The sequence below is a fragment of the Cedecea neteri NBRC 105707 = ATCC 33855 genome (assembly GCF_001571265.1).
GTDB classification, from domain to species: domain Bacteria; phylum Pseudomonadota; class Gammaproteobacteria; order Enterobacterales; family Enterobacteriaceae; genus Cedecea; species Cedecea neteri.
This window is the reverse complement of the sequence record NZ_BCTL01000022.1, coordinates 1-17,421: the sequence shown is the minus strand read 5'-3', so window position 1 is coordinate 17,421 and position 17,421 is coordinate 1. Positions and strand designations below refer to the sequence as shown.

Below are 17,421 nucleotides of genomic sequence, written 5' to 3'. Positions count from 1 at the left end.
CCGTGTGCGCAACTTGCTGGTGGCGACATCAGCTCAGGGAGGCATCTGCCTTCGAATCGTAACTTCCGCTCCGACCCTACGAACGAGAGTTGAAGTCGTACAGGAGATAATTACTTCATGAAAGACTCTGCCATTCCTGCCTCAAACGCTACGGCATCAACCGCGCCGGTCGATGAGGTTCTGCCTATTACGCAAATGATTCTCTACGGCCTGCAGCACGTGTTGGTGATGTACGCTGGTGCCGTAGCTGTGCCGTTAGTGGTCGGTAACGCCGTCGGTTTACCCGCTGAACATATTATCTTGCTGATAAGCGCGGATCTGTTTATCTGCGGTGCGGCTACTATTGTGCAATCTCTGGGGATTCGTCCCTGGCTGGGCTGCCGGTTGCCGTTAATCCAGGGCTGCACCTTTGCCGCGTTAATCCCGATGGTGTTGATCGGCAAAGAGTACGGTATCGGCACTATTTCAGGCTCGGTTATTGTCTCCGGGATCTTTATTTTATTTTGCGCCCCGTGGATAAGCCGTCTTATACGCTTCTTCCCCAAAGTCGTCATGGGCGGCATTGTTACCCTGATTGGCCTGTCGATAATGCCCGTGGCGGGCGGCTGGATTGGCGGCGGCAGCAGTGAAATGGACGGGTTTGGCGATCTGTTTTCACTGCTGATGGCCGCTATTACATTGGTCATCATTCTTAACCTCTATACCTTCGCAACCGGCGTTGTAAAAAATACCGCAGTGCTCGTTGGGCTGGTCATCGGCACCATCTTGTGGAGCTTCTTTAAGCCGCTCGACTTCCACCTGGTTAACGCCACCCCGTGGATTCACTTTCCACAGCTGATGCAGTTCGCGCGCCCGGAATTCCATATTGTGCCGGTTGCCCTGCTGTCGATGGTTATGGTGGTGGTCATGGTTGAAACCATGTCTTCCATTATGGCAACCGGCGATATCGTCGGTAAAAAAGTGGACTCCGGCATGCTGCGAAACGGCCTTAATACCTGTGGCTTAGCCACCACGATCTGCGGTTTCTTCAATCTCTTTCCTTACGCAGCTTTTGCCCAGAACGTCGGGCTCATCGGCTTAACCGGCGTACGCAGTCGCTTTGTAGTGTCGGTCTCGGGAGCGATTCTCATCTTAATGGGTGTATTTTCCAAACTGGCCGCGCTGGTGGTGCTGATCCCGAAGCCAGTGCTTGGGGGCGCAGGGATCGTGATGTTTGGCATGGTCGCAGTATCCGGCATTCGTACCCTCGGTCAGGTCAACTATCGAAATAACAACAACGGGATGGTGGTGGCATTAACGCTTGGCCTCGGCATGATGCCAGTGCTGGTGCCTAACCTGTTTACCCAGTTCCCCCCCATGATGCAGCTGTTTTTACACAGCGGGATAACTATCGGCACCTTGACCGCCATTGTTGCCAACCTGACGCTCAACGGCAGCGTGCCTCTTCGAGTTTCTCATGATGCTCTGGAGCCAGACCCGGTACCGCCAAGCGCCGCAGCGCGCAATATGGCCGTACGTACCGTGCGCATGTGGTTGCTGCTGCGTAAGGTGCAGAAGGAGCAACAGCTGCAGCAAAGCGCGGGGAAATAATGGAAGACAAAATTTTACTCGCCCTGCTGACGCTGGCATTGATGACAATCCCCGCCGTTCAGCAGGCTATCGCCTTTGGTGTCAGCAGCCGTTTTAGCTTTGGACTGCTGTTTTAGATTCATCGTTAACTGGAGGGCCATGATGAAAAAAGTGACCACCGTTTGCCCATACTGTGCCGCCGGCTGCAAGCTACGGCTGCTGGTAGAGGATGGGAGGATCGTGCGCGCTGAGGCGGCGATGGGCAAAAATAATCAGGGTACGCTGTGCCTGAAAGGCTATTACGGCTGGGATTTTGTCCACGATACCCGCATTTTGACGCCGCGCCTGCAAACCCCAATGATCCGCCGCCGCCGTGGCGGCAAGCTTGAGTCCGTATCCTGGGATGAAGCGCTTAATTATGTTGCTACTCGCCTCACCGAGATTAAAGAAAAATATGGTCCGGATGCTATCCAGACCACCGGTTCTTCTCGCGGTACGGGCAATGAAACCAATTACGTGATGCAAAAGTTCGCCCGGGCGGTGATTGGCACCAATAACGTTGATTGCTGCGCGCGCGTCTGACACGGCCCTTCGGTTGCAGGTCTGCACCAGTCGGTCGGTAACGGCGCAATGAGCAATGCCATCACTGAGATTGATAATAGCGATTTAGTGTTTATCTTCGGCTATAACCCGGCAGATTCACACCCTATCGTGGCAAATCACGTCCTGAATGCTAAACGCAACGGCGCTAAGATTATTCGATCCACGGCGAATTGAAACTGCCCGTATTGCTGACATGCACCTGGCGCTGAAAAACGGCTCGAACATTGCGCTGCTTAATGCGCTTGGCCACGTCATTATTACCGAGGGTCTCTACGACAACGCGTTTGTTGCCCAGCGTTCTGAAGGTTTTGATGAATATCGTAAAATCGTGGCGGGCTATACGCCGGAATCTGTTGAGGCTATTACCGGAGTCAGCGCGCAAGATATTCGCACCTGCGCTCGACTATACGCCACGGCTAAGTCCGCCACCATTTTATGGGGAATGGGGGTGACCCAGTTTTATCAGGGTGTTGAAACAGTAAGATCGTTAACAAGTTTGGCTATTTTAACCGGCAATCTCGGTAAACCGAGCGTGGGCGTTAACCCCGTACGTGGACAGAATAACGTTCAGGGTGCCTGCGATATGGGCGCGTTACCAGATACTTTTCCTGGCTATCAGTTTGTTAAGATTTCGGAAAACAGAGAAAAGTTTGCCCGGGCATGGGGAGTCGAGAGTTTACCTGCCCATACGGGCTATCGCATCAGTGAGCTGCCGCACCGTGCTGAACACGGCGAAGTACGCGCGGCTTACATTATGGGGGAAGATCCGCTGCAAACCGACGCCGAACTTTCGGCGGTTCGTAAGGCGTTTGAGACGCTTGAGCTGGTCATCGTGCAGGATATTTTCATGACCAAAACGGCAGCGGCGGCCGATGTTATCCTGCCCTCCACCTCCTGGGGCGAGCATGAAGGTGTCTACACTGCAGCGGACAGAGGCTTTCAACGCTTCTTCAAAGCAGTGGAGCCACAGTGGGATCTCAAAACCGACTGGCAGATTATCAGTGAAATTGCTACCCGGATGGGCTACCCGATGCAGTACAACAATACCCAGGAAATCTGGGACGAGTTGCGGCATCTATGCCCGGATTTCTACGGTGCAACCTACGAGAAAATGGGCGAACTTGGCTACCTGCAGTGGCCATGCCGTGATGTATCGGATGAGGATCAAGGCACGTCATATCTGTTTAAAGAGACATTCTCAACGCCGAACGGCCTGGCGCAATTCTTTACCTGTGACTGGGTTGCGCCCATCGATAAACTCAGCGACGAGTTTCCGATGGTGCTTTCAACGGTGCGTGAAGTTGGCCACTACTCTTGCCGTTCGATGACCGGCAACTGTTCTGCACTGTCGACCCTGGCCGACGAGCCAGGCTATGCGCAAATCAACACCGTTGATGCCGCACGGCTGGGTATTGTTGATGAAGCGCTAGTGTGGGTGAACTCTCGTAAGGGGCGAATTATCACTCGTGCGAAGGTCAGTGAACGGCCCAATAAAGGTGCAATTTACATGACATACCAATGGTGGATTGGCGCCTGTAATGAGCTGGTAACCGAGAACCTTAGCCCGATAACGAAAACGCCGGAATATAAGTATTGCGCGGTTCGCGTTGAGCCGATTGCTGACCAACAGGCCGCCGAGCAGTACGTGGTGGATGAGTATCGCAAATTGAAGGCAAAGCTGCGGGAAAGTGCGATGGGTTAAGTTTCAAGGAGTTTCTTGTAGCGTTTGAATGGGCCGGGCGATGTGAAAACGCCCGGCTTTTTTATTCAGTTCAGGATTTTAACGCGTGGTGAATGGAGTCAAGAATAGGCTGATAGCCGGTACAGCGACAGATATTTCCTTCCAGCACATCTTTAAGCTGTTCGTCGCTCGGCTGCGGATCTTTTTCCAACAGCGCGGTCGTACTGACCAGCACACCTGGCGTGCAAAAACCGCACTGCACACCGCCTTTTTCAATGAATGCAGCCTGTAATTTTTGCGTAACAGGATTATCGTTCAGTCCTTCAAGGGTGGTGATTTCCGCCTCATCGCACTGCTCTGCCAGCACCAGGCAAGAGCAGACCGCATTACCATCCATGATGACTGTGCAAGCTCCGCATTCCCCAATGGAACACCCCTCTTTTGTGGCACTCAGGCGCAAAGTGTTACGCACCAGATCCAGCAGGCGCATATTGCCTTCCACTTTGGCTTCTACCAGTTTGCCGTTGACCTTTACTTTGATTGTGCTCATCGCTCTATCCTATGCAGGGCACGTTCGCGCCCCGTCCTTCTGGTTATTTTTCTGACGCTTGCGCCATCATGTCGCGGAACATGCTGATAAATACCGGCTGCTTATAGGCCGCAGACCAGCGTTTGCCGATAGCGGCATAAATCAGCTTGTCGAGTACCTCACAGGCGCTGTCGATAGAGGCCTGGTTCAGCCGCTGGCCCAGCAAACAACGTTCAACATCCAGCAAACGCTGGGGCTTGCTGAATAGTGCACCATCAACCAGCCGGCAGTAGCTAACCGTGCCGTCGTCGGCAAACTCCAGCAGCGCAGTCAGGCTTTGACGAGTGATGTTCAGCGCGTTTCGACGGCCCAGTTGATGGTAAAAGCCTTTAGCGCCCGGTTTTGCCGGTGGTGGGAGGATAACTCGGGTTAATAATTCATCCGCTTCACGTTGAGTTTTGTAACCCGAGATAAGAAACTCGCCCAGAGACATACGGCGCACGCCGCGATGAGACTGCAGCTCAATGCTCGCGTCGTAAAGAATGGCTGGAGGTATTGAGTCACCACATGGCGCGGCGTTGACGATATTGCCGCCAATAGTCGCCCGGTTACGAATCTGATGCGATCCCACCGTGTGGCAAGCCTGAACCAACAACGGATAGCGTTCACGAAGCAGGGGATTTTCTGTAATGCGGTTGAACGTTACTGCCGCACCAATTGAAATCGCGTGCGTTTGTGCATCTTCGGTCACCTGCGTCAGCTCGCTGAGGCGAGAAATATCCACCAGCTTCATCGCTCGGGTTTGCATCCGTCCTTGCACAATCACGTCCGTGCCGCCGGCAATAGCCGTGACACCGTCACTTTTTAACAGTTCCAGCGCCTCAATGAGCGTTTTAGGCCGCGTCACGGTGATATCCGTCAGGCGTAAAACCTGTTTTTTATTCTCAGGCTCGATCATCAATTCACTCTGACGAGCCGGTTTTTTCAGGTTGTAACCCAGAATCACCTGCTCCAGGGTTAACGGCAGCTTGTTGAAACGAGTCCCCAACGCAAAGCTCACCGCGTTGTTGATGGCCGCCGCGACTAACTCCGTGGCAGGCTCGCCAATGCCTTTCGCACCCAGAGGGCCGGCTTTGTCAGGATTCTCGACGCCAATAACGGTAATCGGGGGAATATCTTTGATAGTCGGCAGCAGGTAGCTGTCAAAGTTCTCGGACTTCACCTGCCCGTGCTCAATGTTAAAATCCTCTAACAGCGCATAGCCAAAGCCCTGTGCCACGCCGCCACAGACCTGCCCCTCAAACCCAACCGGATTAAGAACCTGGCCGACATCGTGCGCGGCAGTAACATGCAGCAAATCAGTTTTACCGGTGCTGATGTTCACGCGCACCTCCGCCACCTGACAGCCGTAAACCCAGGTAAAGTAAGGGCTACCGCAGCCTTTTTCTTCATCCCAGTGAATGGGCGGCGGCACAAACCAGCCATATTCTGTCAGGCTCACGCTGGCCCATTTCGTTTTATTGACCGCCGATTTGAAGTCGATACGCTGGCTGTCATCACGTTTGTTGATAATAAATCCGCCCTGCCACAGCGTATCCTCAAGATGAGTTGCACCGATGCTCTCACCGACAACGCTGAGAATGCGTTGTTTTATTTTCTGCGCAGCATCAATAATCGCTCCGCCGCCGACCATTGTTCCGCGCGTCGCCGCCGTGGAGCCACCGTCGCCGATGACCGAGGTTGGTGGCTCCATAAAATGAAACTCGCTCATCTCAATGCCAAACGCTTCGGCAGCGATCAACGTCATCGTGGTTTGCAGGCCTTGCCCGTTTTCCGACACCGACGTCGAAAGGTTGACGCTGCCGTCCTCGTTGACCTGAATCAGCGCCGTTGAGGTATCGACCCCTTCTGCACCAATCGAGCAACCGCGATAGCTCAACGCCAGGCCAATACCGTAACGATAGACGCCGCCCTTTTCGTTTAACGCCTGATAATGTTTTCGCTTCGCCATAAACTCAGACGATGCGGTGGCCTTTTCCAGCACTTCATGCGCGGAAACCGTATGTTGGTCAAACACCTGCCCGGTAATCGACGCATCACCCTGGCGTAAAGCGTTAACTTCGCGCACCGTGACGGGCGACATCTTCAGATACTCGGCAATTTCATCCATTAATGATTCGTGAGCGTAAACCACCTGTGGAGAACCGAAGCCGCGCATCGCGGAGGTGTAGCTGTTGTTGGTGTACACCGCCGTGACGTCAATATGCACGTTCGGGATGGCGTATGGCCCAGCGGCCTGCACCGAGGAACGCCAGGTGACAAACGGCGACGACGCGGCATAGCCGCCGCTATCTGCCAGGATATCAATCTTGATGGCGTGGATACGGCCGCTGTCGTCCAGCCCGACCTTATATTTCATTTTATACGGGTGGCGTTTGCAGCTTTCGATAATTGACTGCTCGCGCGTGTAGGCAAATTTCACCGGTTTCCCGGTCAGATGCGTCAGCAGGGCTGAACGGCAAGCCAGATGATCAATAACATCATCTTTGCCGCCGAACGAGCCTCCCATAACGGCACGTTTTACGTTGATCAGGCTTTGCGGGCAGCCCATAAACTTAGCGACAAAACCGCGAACGCGGTGCGGGTTCTGCACCGAACCCGAAATAATCAGGCAGCCGTCGGTCGGATCAAGCCAGGTCAGCACCACTTCGGGCTCAATATAAGCGTGTTCCTGAAAGCCCACTTCATATTCGCGTTCGAGTATATGACGCGACTGCGCGAAGCCTTTTTCAACGTCTCCTTTGAGGGTGTGGTGATGCGCGGCAATATTGTCGCTGCGCTCCGGGTGAATGCAGCGTGCGTCTGGCGCAAGCGCAGCTTCAACATCGGTCAATGGTGCGTATGGCGTATAGCGTACGTGGATTTTGTCGGCCGCTGCGCAGGCTGCTTCATAAGTTGTGGCGGCAACCACGGCAATGACGTCGCCGTGAAAAACCACCTCATCCTTAATAATTGGCAGGTAATCTTTGACGATAACGCCAACAACCGGCGTGCCGGGGATGTCCTGCCAGGTGGCAATTTTGACCACGCCCTCAACCGCCAGCGCTTCGCTTAAGTCGAGCTGATCTATTTTCCCTGCCGGAATATCAGCATAACGACAAACGCCGTATAACATACCCGGCAAAGTAATATCATCGCCGTAGATGGCCGTTCCTTTGACCTTTGCCAATCCATCCACGCGTCCTGGCGACGCTGAACGCAAAGCACACATAACGTTCCCCTTATTATCAAATCAGTAAGTCACTCACGGGAGAAACTCATCGCGCTAACAAATCCAAGATTTGTGCCAAAAATCAATGAGGTGATGGTCGATGTGAATTTCTGTGATTAGACGTACGAAAAAAAACGCTCAGGGAGCGAGAGCGGTTGTTTTGAGGAGGAAAGAGAATGACTTTTAAGCCTTATGCGGTGGAATTTCTCAAAGTAATAATTACGAATTATCAAAATAATAATACGCGGATTAACGTGCTTACCCGCATGGCGAATGGATTATCTGCGTGAAGCAAGCCCATCGCTTTCCCCTCGTCTACAGTTAACTTATCCGCCTACCGTTAAATGAAACATGCCATGAGCTTTTCGCTAAAAACCCACCTGTTCGCCCGCCTGCGGTTATTAATTTCGGTTGCTGCCGGGATCGTTTGTTATTACGTTCTGCCGGCTCAGTTCGGTACACTTCAGCGGCTGTTAATTAGCTGGAATGTCCTGGCCTGGCTCTATCTGACGTTTATCTGGTTTCGCATGCTGCGCACTGATGTGAACGAGATCCAGCGCATTGCCAGAATACAGGACCAAAGCGCAGCGCTGGTTTTAAGCATGGTTATCTTTGCCTGTATGGCCAGTATTGTGGCTATCCTGAGCGAACTGCCGTCGCTACGTTCACTTTCTGGCACTCCACTTGGGTTGCACATTGTTCTGACCGCCATGACGCTGCTGGCGTCCTGGACCTTGCTGCCCAGTTCGTTCGCCATGCATTACGCCCATCACCACTATTTGCACCGCAGCAAAGACGTAACACCGATGATCTTCCCTGAAAAACCAAAGGATCCGGGATATTGGGATTTTCTTTATTTTTCTTTCACCATCGCCGTTGCGTCACAGACTGCCGACGTGGCGACGGGAACCACCGGGATGCGAAAAATTACGCTTTTGCAGTCGGTTATCTCGTTTCTCTTCAACCTGGCGATCCTGGGATTATCCGTTAACGTGGGCGCCGGGTTGCTGAGCTAACGAATGTGAGATTTGAGCTGCCCCGAACAAAATAGACTATAATTTAGTCAGCAATACCACGCGTAAAGGTGAAACACGATGCCTAATCCATTTGATGCCTGCATGTCTATCGCCCTGATTCTCGGCGCATTACATGAAATGGGATTGATTCCCTGGTAATGCCCTTCCCGGTGCTTAGCCTGGACGCACTAACCACCGGGAATAGACGCTTATTGGCCTGTTTCATCAACTACCAGGTGGTTAATCTCTGCTCGCCCTGGCTGCGGCAAGTGCTTTGCCTACCGTTCTGGCAAACCCACGGCCTGCCAGCCCATCCGGATCCATCTCTGGATTATAAATGGTCAGCTGTAGCCCAATCGCTTTAGGGGAACTCATCGCTACCCGAAGAATGGTGGCAAGGTCATCCCACATAAAACCATCCGGCTGTGGAGCATCGCACGCCCACATAATGCTCTGGTCGAGGCAATCGGCATCGATGTGGATCCAGTATCCTTCGGGTCCATCCTCTCGGGTTAAAAAGGTCACGGCATCTTCTGCGGCAGTTTCTGTTCCCAATATCCTCACCTGATTGCGGTTCAGCGCCAGCATACTTTCAGGCAGAACTTCGCAACGGTTATGCACCTGTGTTGCGCCATCGCGATAGCCAAAGACCGCAACGTCCTCATCCCGAACCAGGGGTCTCAGCCCTTCTATATTGGACACGATGTCCGGCCCGCGCCCGGTAATAAAGTAGAGATCGCTGGCGGATGCTGCACCAAGAATAGGATTAAGGTCCGGGCGATAAAAATCGGTATGCCCGTCAACGTAAAAAATCCCGTAACGACCGCGGCGGCGGAGTGCCAGTAAATTGCCAAGAATAATGGAACAATCACCGCCTATCACTACGGGAAAATCTCCCGCATCGATAGCCAGGCCGACGGCATCGGCTAGCTGGACTGAGTACTGGTTAATTTCCGTAGGGTTCATCATTTGGGTTTCAGCATCTCGTTCCGCACGCCAGCGCGGGCTCTCTACGCGCGTGACCTTCTTCGCGCCGATCAAATCCGTAAAACCATTTTGCCGGAATGAATCCGGCATTTTTGCGACGCCGAGATGCGTAGGGATATGTCCGAGGACGGACGGTGCTTCAATAATTGCGTAACTGCGCATACTTCTCTGCCTCTCATCATATGTGGGTTTATTGATGATATTTGATCTAAAAACCACAAAACAAAACACAAAATTAACATTTATTAACCAAAGCGTGACGCCACTCATGTTTGGCGTTTCTCCGTTCTTTAGTGACATAACCACATCAAAAGCCACATAAGCAGCATGGCGTAAAAAGCGACTTATGAAATCGACCAATGATTAATATCTTAATATTATATAAAGATATTTATGCATGATTAAATGATCCCTTTGTGATTTTTCGATGTGATAAACGAGTGAAGGTGACGTTGTTATGATGTGGTTTTTGTGATTATATGTTGTCATAACCTGAAAACAGGAACCTATAAATGACAGAGTTACTTGAAGATGTTGATGTGGTTGTCATCGGCGGGGGGGTCGTCGGCTGTGCCGTCTTCCGCCGCTTCACGTTAATGGGCGCCCGCACGCTTTTGCTCGAAAAAGGGGAAGATATTCTCTCCGGCGCCAGCAAGGCTAATAGCGCAATCTTACACACGGGCTTTGATGCTCCCGGTGAAAGCGTGGAGCTAAAGTGCATGCAGGATGGCTACGCGGAATACCTGGAGATTCATAAAAAAATGAATCTTCCTCTGCTGAAAACGACGGCGATCGTGGTGGCCTGGACACAGGAACAGCTTGAGGCATTACCTGGCATTGTGCAGAAGGCTCATCAAAACGGCGTCAAAGACGTAGAGCAAATTTCCGCCAGGGAGATTTACCGCCGCGAGCCGAATCTGGCCTCCGGTGCACTTGGCGGCGTTTATGTTCCCGGGGAGTACGTCATCGATCCCTGGAGCGCCCCGCTCGCCTACGTCACCCAGGCCGTGATGCACGGTGGTAAATACCATTTTGATTGTGAAGTACAAAACGTTGTTCAGGCGCATGAAGGCTGGCTGCTGGACACCAGCAAAGGGCGAGTGAGAAGCCAGTTGGTGATTAATTGTGCAGGAAATCACGGCGATCTGATTGACGGCCTGTGGCGCACCCCAGAATTTGAGATCCATCCGCGCAAAGGGCAATTTTTGGTGTTCGATAAAGCCGCCGCACCGCGCATTAATGCCATCATTCTGCCGGTGCCAACGGCAACCACAAAAGGCGTACTGCTGTGCCGGACTATATTTGGCAACATGATCCTTGGCCCAACCGCAGAAGAACAACAGGATCGAAACCGGGCCGAGGTCGATGAAGCCGTAATGAAAGGTTTGATAGAAAAAGGCCGCCAGATGCTGCCTGAGCTAACAAATTACTCCGTGACGGCGACCTATGCAGGCTTACGCCCCGCAACAGAGAAAAAAGAGTACCGCATTCTTCACTATCCGGAACATCGCTGGATAACCGTGGGCGGGATCCGCTCCACCGGCCTGACCGCCGCGCTGGGTATCGCATCATGGGTTGAAAGGTTGTACCGGGAACATTTTCCTGCCCTGTTCCCGTTGATCCCCACGGCAGAATTAAGATGGCCCACCATGCCGATGCTTTCTGAGTATGAGTCACGGGATTACAGCTGTGCCGGTAACGGCGGCATTGTCTGCCATTGTGAACTGGTTACCCGACGAGAACTTGAAGCCGCCTTTGATTCGGCGGTACCGCCGGAGTGCATCGGGGGATTACGCCGTCGTACCCGAGTCATGATGGGGCGCTGCAATGGCTTCTTCTGCAGTAATCATGTCGCTGAAATCGTCGGCGAACGTCTGAACAATTCTTTGGTCGTCGGGAAGGTCAAATGAGTACGCCTTATGATGTCATTATTATTGGGGCCGGTCCTTCCGGGTTGGGTGCCGCTCGCGCTTTATTAGAGAAAGGGATCAAAAATGTCTTACTGCTCGAAAGAGAGCATGAGGCCGGAGGTGTGCCCAGACATTGTCGGCACCCTACTTTCGGCCTGCAGACTTTCCACCGCCCGATGAGTGGCCACCGCTGGGCGGAGAAAATTCACCGGATGATTGCCGGTAAATACGAAATTCGCACCAGCACCACCGTTGTCAGCATAAAGCCCGGCGGCGAAGTTATCGTCACCTCAGACCGTGGCCTTGAAACGCTGCGCGCCAGCCGCGTTATCATTGCTACAGGCGTGAGGGAAACGCCTCGTCATCCTCGTCTCGTCAGCGGCTTAAGGCCACAAGGTATTCTCACGGCAGGTGCCCTGCAGCAGTTTATCTACCTGCGTAAGCTGAAGCCCGGCCATCGCCCGGTGATTGTCGGTTCGGAGCTGGTTAGCTTTTCTGCTATCTGGACGCTGCGCAACGCGGGAATCAAAGCCCTGGCGCTGCTTGACGAGAACAGACGTCCTCTGGCCTTCAGGCCCAGCGTACTCTTCGCTTATTTACTAGGCGTTAAGCTGCATCTGGGCGCCCATATCACCAACATCAACGGCAGTGAGCGCGTTGAAGGAATAGCGTTCACCGACGCTAAGGGTCAGCCACACAGCCTGGCCTGCGATAGCATTATTTTTACCGGGCGTTTTACCGGCGAATATACACTGATCCGCAGCAGCCATCTCGCCCACCAGCCGGAAAGCGGACGCCCGATATTCGATCAGTTTGGCCGCTGCTCCGATCCATGTTTTTACGCGGTCGGAAACATGACTCATCCGGCGGATATGGGCGACCTGTGCTATCAGGAAGGCCAGCTCGTGGGCCATTCCGTTGCACGTTCGCTGCAGGTAGAAACGCCACAAAGCTTCAGCGTTCCCGTTCTGTTGGACGATACCTTCCATATTGCAGCACCTAATATCATTACCTGCAGCAGCGGCAATACCGGCCGTGTGACGCTAAACGTTCGCGTCAATACCGCGCATACCGGGGATATTGTGGTCAGCGACGGCCAACGTGAGCTTTATCGTAAAAAACATCGCTGCCTGCCTGAACGCAGGATCTTGCTGAAGAATATTGAGGTTTCAGGTCTGAGCCCGTCCAGCCGTCTGACGGTAAAAGCGAGCTAAACGTCGCAATACGTAAAACCCAGGGGCTCCGGCCCCTTTTTTGTCTCGTTGGTTTACGTAAAAAGGCGCTTTACGCGCCTTTGTTTGTTATTCAAACTCCTGTTCAATCTCCGACCAGAGACTTACCCGCTGGCCTCTGTCCCGGTAGAATTCAATTTCACGTTTGATTCCCGCACTTTTATCCCACCCCTCAAGATCAAGAATAATCAGCTCTTCCATCATATCCAGAAACACGGCGTCTACCGGGGCCCACATTTTCCCAATATTGGCTTTCTCGGTCTTTTTCAGCATTTGATTTATCGGGTGCGACATAGTGACCTGGCTAAAAACAGCCTGCCCTGACTCAACAATTTTTGCGGCAACGGTATTGCAGGCCAGATAGCGCTGTTGAACCACGCTTTCATCGGGATGGCTATAGGGACAGGCGAGAAAAATTTTACGCATGGTGACCTCCAGGTCATAAAAAAGCGCGACAAATTGCGCCGCGCCGGGGGAAGAATTACTGGGTTCGTTGGGGCGTCATGCCGCTTTCAGGAGTGGCGTCGCCCGCATTTTGTGCGTCTTTTTGCTCCATTCGTTGGGCTTCCGGCACGGAGATAAAGATGGCAATAGCGACCGCAATCGCGCCCGCGAGAAACTTCCCTGCCATGATTGGCAGGACAAGCGTTGGCTGGAAATTGGCGGTAAAGGCAAGATGGTCGCCAAGCGTTGCCTGCGCGCAAATACCAAACGCCACGCACAGCACCTTGTCGCGGGCGCGCATCGAGGCAAACAGATGGAATACGGCAATAATATTCGCCAGTACCATCACCATGCCTAAGGCGCCCGTATCGCTCAGCTTTAATCGACGGCCAATAAACTTCATCGGGCGCTGGCAATACTTCTGGAACAGGTAGCAAATCGGAAACGTACCGGCCAGCATAATGCCGATATACCCGGCAATCTCGATAGCGCGGTAAAGTTCTTTTTCATCGGCAAACAGCGGGTCAAAGATCCAGTGCCCAAACAATGTGGTAAACAGCCCGGTGAAGTGTTGAATAATGCAGGCCGCCAGCACCAGCTTGATAAACGCATCCATAACTTTCCCAAACAGCAGGAAAGCATTCACCATCCAATCCGTTCGATACTTCAGCCCAAGCGCGAGCAGAAAACAAAATGCAAACAGCGGCGACAGCAGATGCAACGCGTTGGCGAAGTCGATGGTCAGATAGTGATTCGCCGCCGATGAGGTAGAAATTATCTCGCGCACCGGAATGTTGTTCAGCGTAATCAACATCAGCGATATCAGTACGCCGAAAGGAATGCTGATAAGCCCGGCCATTGCCCCAAGCGCCAGATACTTGTGGTCTTTCTTTTGCAGCATGACCAGGCCGACGGGAATGAGATAAACAATACTCGCGCCGGAGGTATACCCAATGAGCATGGCGGTTATCCACTGGTCACGATTCGCAGCAATCACATCTGCCAGCTGGTACCCGCCCATATCCACGGCAATCACCGACAGCGCGGCAATCGACACGTCAGATCCCATCGACTCAAACAGCGGTCCTATGGTGTGCGTAATGGCGTATGAAATTATTGGGATCGCCGCCATGATGCCGGCCTGGGCAAGGAATACCGGCCCGATCGCGTGAATACCGTTTACAAACTCTTTGCCAAGGCCGCTTTCCGGCTTGACGACGGACGCCATGGCACCAAGCAGCGTGCCCGCCATGATGATATAGATGATGATATTGCCAATCTCAGACATAACGGCCTCTTATTATTTTTCACAGCGCAGGTTGCGTGAACGGGAAATGATCTCCCGGTACCGCTCGAAATAAGACGAAAAGTCACGGTTTTCTGGCTCAGTCACCGAGTGCTGATTTCTCACCTTTAGCGGATGCTCGTTGCCCAATCCCTTACGGGCCAGCATGGCTACGCCCTGAGCGGTGATTTCACGATTGGAAGGCGAGACAATTTGCTTTTGGATAAGCGTGGACAGGAACTGCGTGAAGTAGCGGTTAGATGAAAGGCCGCCGTCCACTGAAATGGTGTCGCCTATAGGGCGAACCTTGTCCATGGCATTGATCACTTCGGCCGAACGCACCGCAATCCCTTCGAGGATCGACTGCAGCATGTCTTTACGCTCCGTTTCGAGCGATAAGCCAGCCCAGAGCCCTGCCGCAGAGCGATCCCAGTGCGGGCAACCCAGGCCGGAAAGTGCCGGCACAAAAGCCAGTCCGCGGGCAATAGCGGGTTCATGCGGAAAGTCAGAAAACTCTTCCAGCTCGGTAAACAAACCAATTTTTCCGGCCCAGTTGACCGCCGAGGCCGCGTTGTATACTCCGCCATCAAGACCATAAACCGGTTTTTCACCGGGAAGCTTCCAGCAAAGCGTGGGCAGCAGCCCGGAGCCGTGCGCCTCCGGGACATCCGTTCCGGCAATGGACTGTAAAAATGCGCCGGTACCGAAGGTGATTTTCATCTGCCCTGGCTCAATGCAACCGTGGCCATAGGTTCCGGCAAACTGATCGACAATACAGGCCGTGAGCGGGGTTGTGGTGGTATTGCCTTCCGAGCGCACATCCCCGAAGTGACCGGTGTTGTGACGCACTTCCGGAAGCGCTTCAATGGGCACACCAAAAATTCGACACAGCTCCTCATCCCACTGCAGCGTGTGAATGTTGAATAATGAAGTCCGGGATGCAGAGTTAAAATCTGTCGCGTGAATGCCACACAGATGGAACATGAAAAATGCATCCATGGTACCGAGGCGCAATGAGCCCCTGCGCAACAGCTCACGTGCGCCCGCCACGTTATTCATCACCCAACCCATCTTGCTGGCCGAGAAATAGGTGTCTAATGGCAAGCCTGCCCTGGCCCTGACAAACTCCTCTACGCCCTCCGCTCGCAGTTGTTGAATCACCGATTCGGTACGCTGATCCTGCCAGATAATGGCATTGCACAGCGGCAGGCCCGTTTGCGCATCCCAGGCAACAATGCTTTCCCCCTGGTGTGCCAGGCCGATAGCATCAACCACGCCGCAGTGGTTCAGACAATTACGGATATTACGCAAAATCTCCATTGCGTCGTGCTCAACCCAGCCCGGATTGGGCGTAAGTTGCTTGTGGGCAACAGCCGCAGGTGAAAAGTGTTTTCCATCCTCGCTGAACACCACCACACGTGTTCCAGTCGTTCCCTGATCAATAGCTGCATAGCGTTGGTTTAGCATATGACCCTCGATGCTGTTGTTACTTTTATGTTGTTAATTGGTGTCTTTTGTTTATTTGGCATTAAATAAACACACAAAAGCAACACCAATGACACATCATAGCGTGTAAACGTGATGTATCTCATACTTTGTTGTTATGTCTGTGTGGGTTTGGTGTTGTTTTAGGAGGGCCGTCCATAAAAACAGATCGAAGAGGGTTAACAGAGGTTCGTGGTTAAGTTAATTATTTCATGAAGATAAAATCAATTTACCGACTAAAGTGCGCTTGCTCACGGTTTAAATCGCGATGTGGATATCCCTTGTCCGGTTTTTGGCGAATGCGTACTATAGCGTTCAATGCTATGGCAACCGGAACGTAATATGGACCACTCTAACGGCGCTGAAAGAAGGAACGTTATCCTTGAAAAACTGAGGGAAACGGGCCAGGTTTTTGTTAACGATCTTGCTGAATACTTTAATGTTTCTCAGGAAACCATTCGTCGTGATTTTAATAAACTCGAAGAACTGAGGTTTATTAAGAAAGTTCACGGTGGCGCCGTCAGCGCACAGTTCGGCTTTGAGCTTGAATTTAACGCGCGAGCCAGGCTTGCGGAAGATGAGAAAAAATCTATCGCGGCCCGTGCGGCAGAACTCGTCAAACCCGGCGATTCGCTGTTTATTGATTTTGGCACCACGACCATGGAGCTTGCCCGCAAGCTTAGCGAAATCAATGACCTCACGGTGATAACCAACTCGCCGGTTATCGCCAACCTGTTTCATGACAACGGCTCCATCGAACTTATTTTGATCGGTGGCCAGTTTGGCGCCTCCAGAATGGAATGCGTCGGGGCCATTGCTCTGCAATCCATAAGCGCTTTTTATGCTGACTACGCCTTTATCGGCGCGGGTGCGGTAAGCCCCGACGCGGGCGTTATGGATCAAAACCTGGACGAAGCCGCCATTGCCCGGCAGATGATTAAACACAGTCACAAGGCCGTTGTTTTGGCAGATGGTCACAAGGTGAATAACCGTGCCACTGCGGTTGTTGCCGACTGGAAAGAGATCGCATGGCTCATTACCACCGACCCAGACCACAAGCTAAAGCAACTGACGTTCCCCAAAAACGTCAATGTCATCGTCGCCGGGTAGTCAGGCCCGCCACCGCCTACGCGGCTTCAGGAAAACCATGAACTCAACGCTTCAAACTTTTGTTGGTAGCCTGCTTCAGGATGATAAAACGCTCGTCGCCTCTTACGATCTTGAGTCCCTGTCGCCGGCGCAGAGAAGCGTTCTGCGGCTTAAGGCGCTGCATCAGCCGGGGATTTATAACTACGCCCTGCAGCCCTTTTCTCTCGACTTTAGTCAAATCCAGCGGCTCTGTATTATTAACGGCATGGGCGTGACGCTGGGTGATTCGCTGATCGGCATCGCAGCGTTACAGGCTATTA

11 protein-coding genes and 2 pseudogenes are annotated in these 17,421 nt (G+C 52.7%); 7 read left to right on the top strand and 6 right to left on the bottom strand.

What is annotated here, in order from left to right; genetic code table 11:
* Positions 1-117 precede the first annotated feature (117 nt).
* Positions 118-1,590, top strand: a complete 1,473-nt coding sequence (locus CNE01S_RS10320; protein ID WP_061275721.1) for a nucleobase:cation symporter-2 family protein — start codon at positions 118-120, stop codon at positions 1,588-1,590.
* Between the two features lie 141 nt (positions 1,591-1,731).
* Positions 1,732-3,874, top strand: a pseudogene (gene fdhF / locus CNE01S_RS10310) (formate dehydrogenase subunit alpha).
* Between the two features lie 70 nt (positions 3,875-3,944).
* Here the strand turns inward: fdhF and CNE01S_RS10305 are convergent.
* Together CNE01S_RS10305 and CNE01S_RS10300 are read right to left on the bottom strand one after the other, a co-directional pair.
* Complete coding sequence (locus CNE01S_RS10305; RefSeq protein ID WP_061275717.1) at positions 3,945-4,403, bottom strand: (2Fe-2S)-binding protein; 459 nt, start codon at positions 4,401-4,403, stop codon at positions 3,945-3,947.
* 43 nt (positions 4,404-4,446) lie between these two features.
* Complete coding sequence (locus tag CNE01S_RS10300; RefSeq protein WP_061275715.1) at positions 4,447-7,653, bottom strand: molybdopterin cofactor-binding domain-containing protein; 3,207 nt, start codon at positions 7,651-7,653, stop codon at positions 4,447-4,449.
* Between the two features lie 356 nt (positions 7,654-8,009).
* On the opposite strand from CNE01S_RS10300, the gene CNE01S_RS10295 reads away from it, so the two are divergent.
* Positions 8,010-8,669: a DUF1345 domain-containing protein gene (locus tag CNE01S_RS10295; protein ID WP_061275713.1), complete on the top strand. Its 660-nt coding sequence runs from the start codon at positions 8,010-8,012 to the stop codon at positions 8,667-8,669.
* 240 nt (positions 8,670-8,909) lie between these two features.
* Here the strand turns inward: CNE01S_RS10295 and CNE01S_RS10290 are convergent, their stop codons facing one another.
* On the bottom strand, positions 8,910-9,818 hold the full coding sequence (locus CNE01S_RS10290; RefSeq protein WP_061275711.1) for an arginase family protein: 909 nt from the start codon (positions 9,816-9,818) through the stop codon (positions 8,910-8,912).
* 350 nt (positions 9,819-10,168) lie between these two features.
* Here CNE01S_RS10290 and CNE01S_RS10285 point away from each other — a divergent pair, with 350 nt between their 5' ends.
* Positions 10,169-11,566: an NAD(P)/FAD-dependent oxidoreductase gene (locus CNE01S_RS10285; protein WP_061275709.1), complete on the top strand. Its 1,398-nt coding sequence runs from the start codon at positions 10,169-10,171 to the stop codon at positions 11,564-11,566.
* Positions 11,563-12,780, top strand: coding sequence for an NAD(P)/FAD-dependent oxidoreductase (locus tag CNE01S_RS10280; RefSeq protein WP_061275707.1), 1,218 nt, complete (start codon positions 11,563-11,565; stop codon positions 12,778-12,780). The genes CNE01S_RS10285 and CNE01S_RS10280 overlap by 4 nt, the downstream gene beginning before the upstream one ends.
* An 87-nt stretch (positions 12,781-12,867) precedes the next feature.
* Here the strand turns inward: CNE01S_RS10280 and CNE01S_RS10275 are convergent, their stop codons facing one another.
* Genes CNE01S_RS10275 through CNE01S_RS10265 form a run of 3 tightly spaced genes read right to left on the bottom strand, consistent with a single transcriptional unit; the run spans position 12,868 to position 15,994 of the window.
* Positions 12,868-13,224, bottom strand: a complete 357-nt coding sequence (locus CNE01S_RS10275) for a DUF1937 family protein (protein WP_061275705.1) — start codon at positions 13,222-13,224, stop codon at positions 12,868-12,870.
* A 55-nt stretch (positions 13,225-13,279) separates the two neighbouring features.
* Positions 13,280-14,530 carry an ethanolamine utilization protein EutH gene (gene eutH, locus CNE01S_RS10270; RefSeq protein ID WP_061275703.1) on the bottom strand — a complete coding sequence of 417 codons (1,251 nt, stop codon included), beginning with the start codon at positions 14,528-14,530 and terminating at the stop codon, positions 13,280-13,282.
* 12 nt (positions 14,531-14,542) lie between these two features.
* Positions 14,543-15,994: a glycerol kinase gene (locus CNE01S_RS10265; protein ID WP_061275701.1), complete on the bottom strand. Its 1,452-nt coding sequence runs from the start codon at positions 15,992-15,994 to the stop codon at positions 14,543-14,545.
* 360 nt (positions 15,995-16,354) lie between these two features.
* On the opposite strand from CNE01S_RS10265, the gene CNE01S_RS10260 reads away from it, so the two are divergent.
* Both CNE01S_RS10260 and CNE01S_RS10255 read left to right on the top strand, forming a co-directional pair.
* Positions 16,355-17,122: a DeoR/GlpR family DNA-binding transcription regulator gene (locus tag CNE01S_RS10260; RefSeq protein WP_061275699.1), complete on the top strand. Its 768-nt coding sequence runs from the start codon at positions 16,355-16,357 to the stop codon at positions 17,120-17,122.
* Between the two features lie 37 nt (positions 17,123-17,159).
* Positions 17,160-17,421 (top strand): annotated as a pseudogene (locus CNE01S_RS10255) (glycosyltransferase family 9 protein); the annotation flags it as partial.

Coding starts and splice junctions, on each gene's coding strand:
- CNE01S_RS10320 (WP_061275721.1), top strand. CDS start 118: ATGAAAGACTCTGCCATTCCTGCCTCAAACGCTACGGCATCAACCGCG.
- CNE01S_RS10305 (WP_061275717.1), bottom strand. CDS start 4,403: ATGAGCACAATCAAAGTAAAGGTCAACGGCAAACTGGTAGAAGCCAAA.
- CNE01S_RS10300 (WP_061275715.1), bottom strand. CDS start 7,653: ATGTGTGCTTTGCGTTCAGCGTCGCCAGGACGCGTGGATGGATTGGCA.
- CNE01S_RS10295 (WP_061275713.1), top strand. CDS start 8,010: ATGAGCTTTTCGCTAAAAACCCACCTGTTCGCCCGCCTGCGGTTATTA.
- CNE01S_RS10290 (WP_061275711.1), bottom strand. CDS start 9,818: ATGCGCAGTTACGCAATTATTGAAGCACCGTCCGTCCTCGGACATATC.
- CNE01S_RS10285 (WP_061275709.1), top strand. CDS start 10,169: ATGACAGAGTTACTTGAAGATGTTGATGTGGTTGTCATCGGCGGGGGG.
- CNE01S_RS10280 (WP_061275707.1), top strand. CDS start 11,563: ATGAGTACGCCTTATGATGTCATTATTATTGGGGCCGGTCCTTCCGGG.
- CNE01S_RS10275 (WP_061275705.1), bottom strand. CDS start 13,224: ATGCGTAAAATTTTTCTCGCCTGTCCCTATAGCCATCCCGATGAAAGC.
- eutH (WP_061275703.1), bottom strand. CDS start 14,530: ATGTCTGAGATTGGCAATATCATCATCTATATCATCATGGCGGGCACG.
- CNE01S_RS10265 (WP_061275701.1), bottom strand. CDS start 15,994: ATGCTAAACCAACGCTATGCAGCTATTGATCAGGGAACGACTGGAACA.
- CNE01S_RS10260 (WP_061275699.1), top strand. CDS start 16,355: ATGGACCACTCTAACGGCGCTGAAAGAAGGAACGTTATCCTTGAAAAA.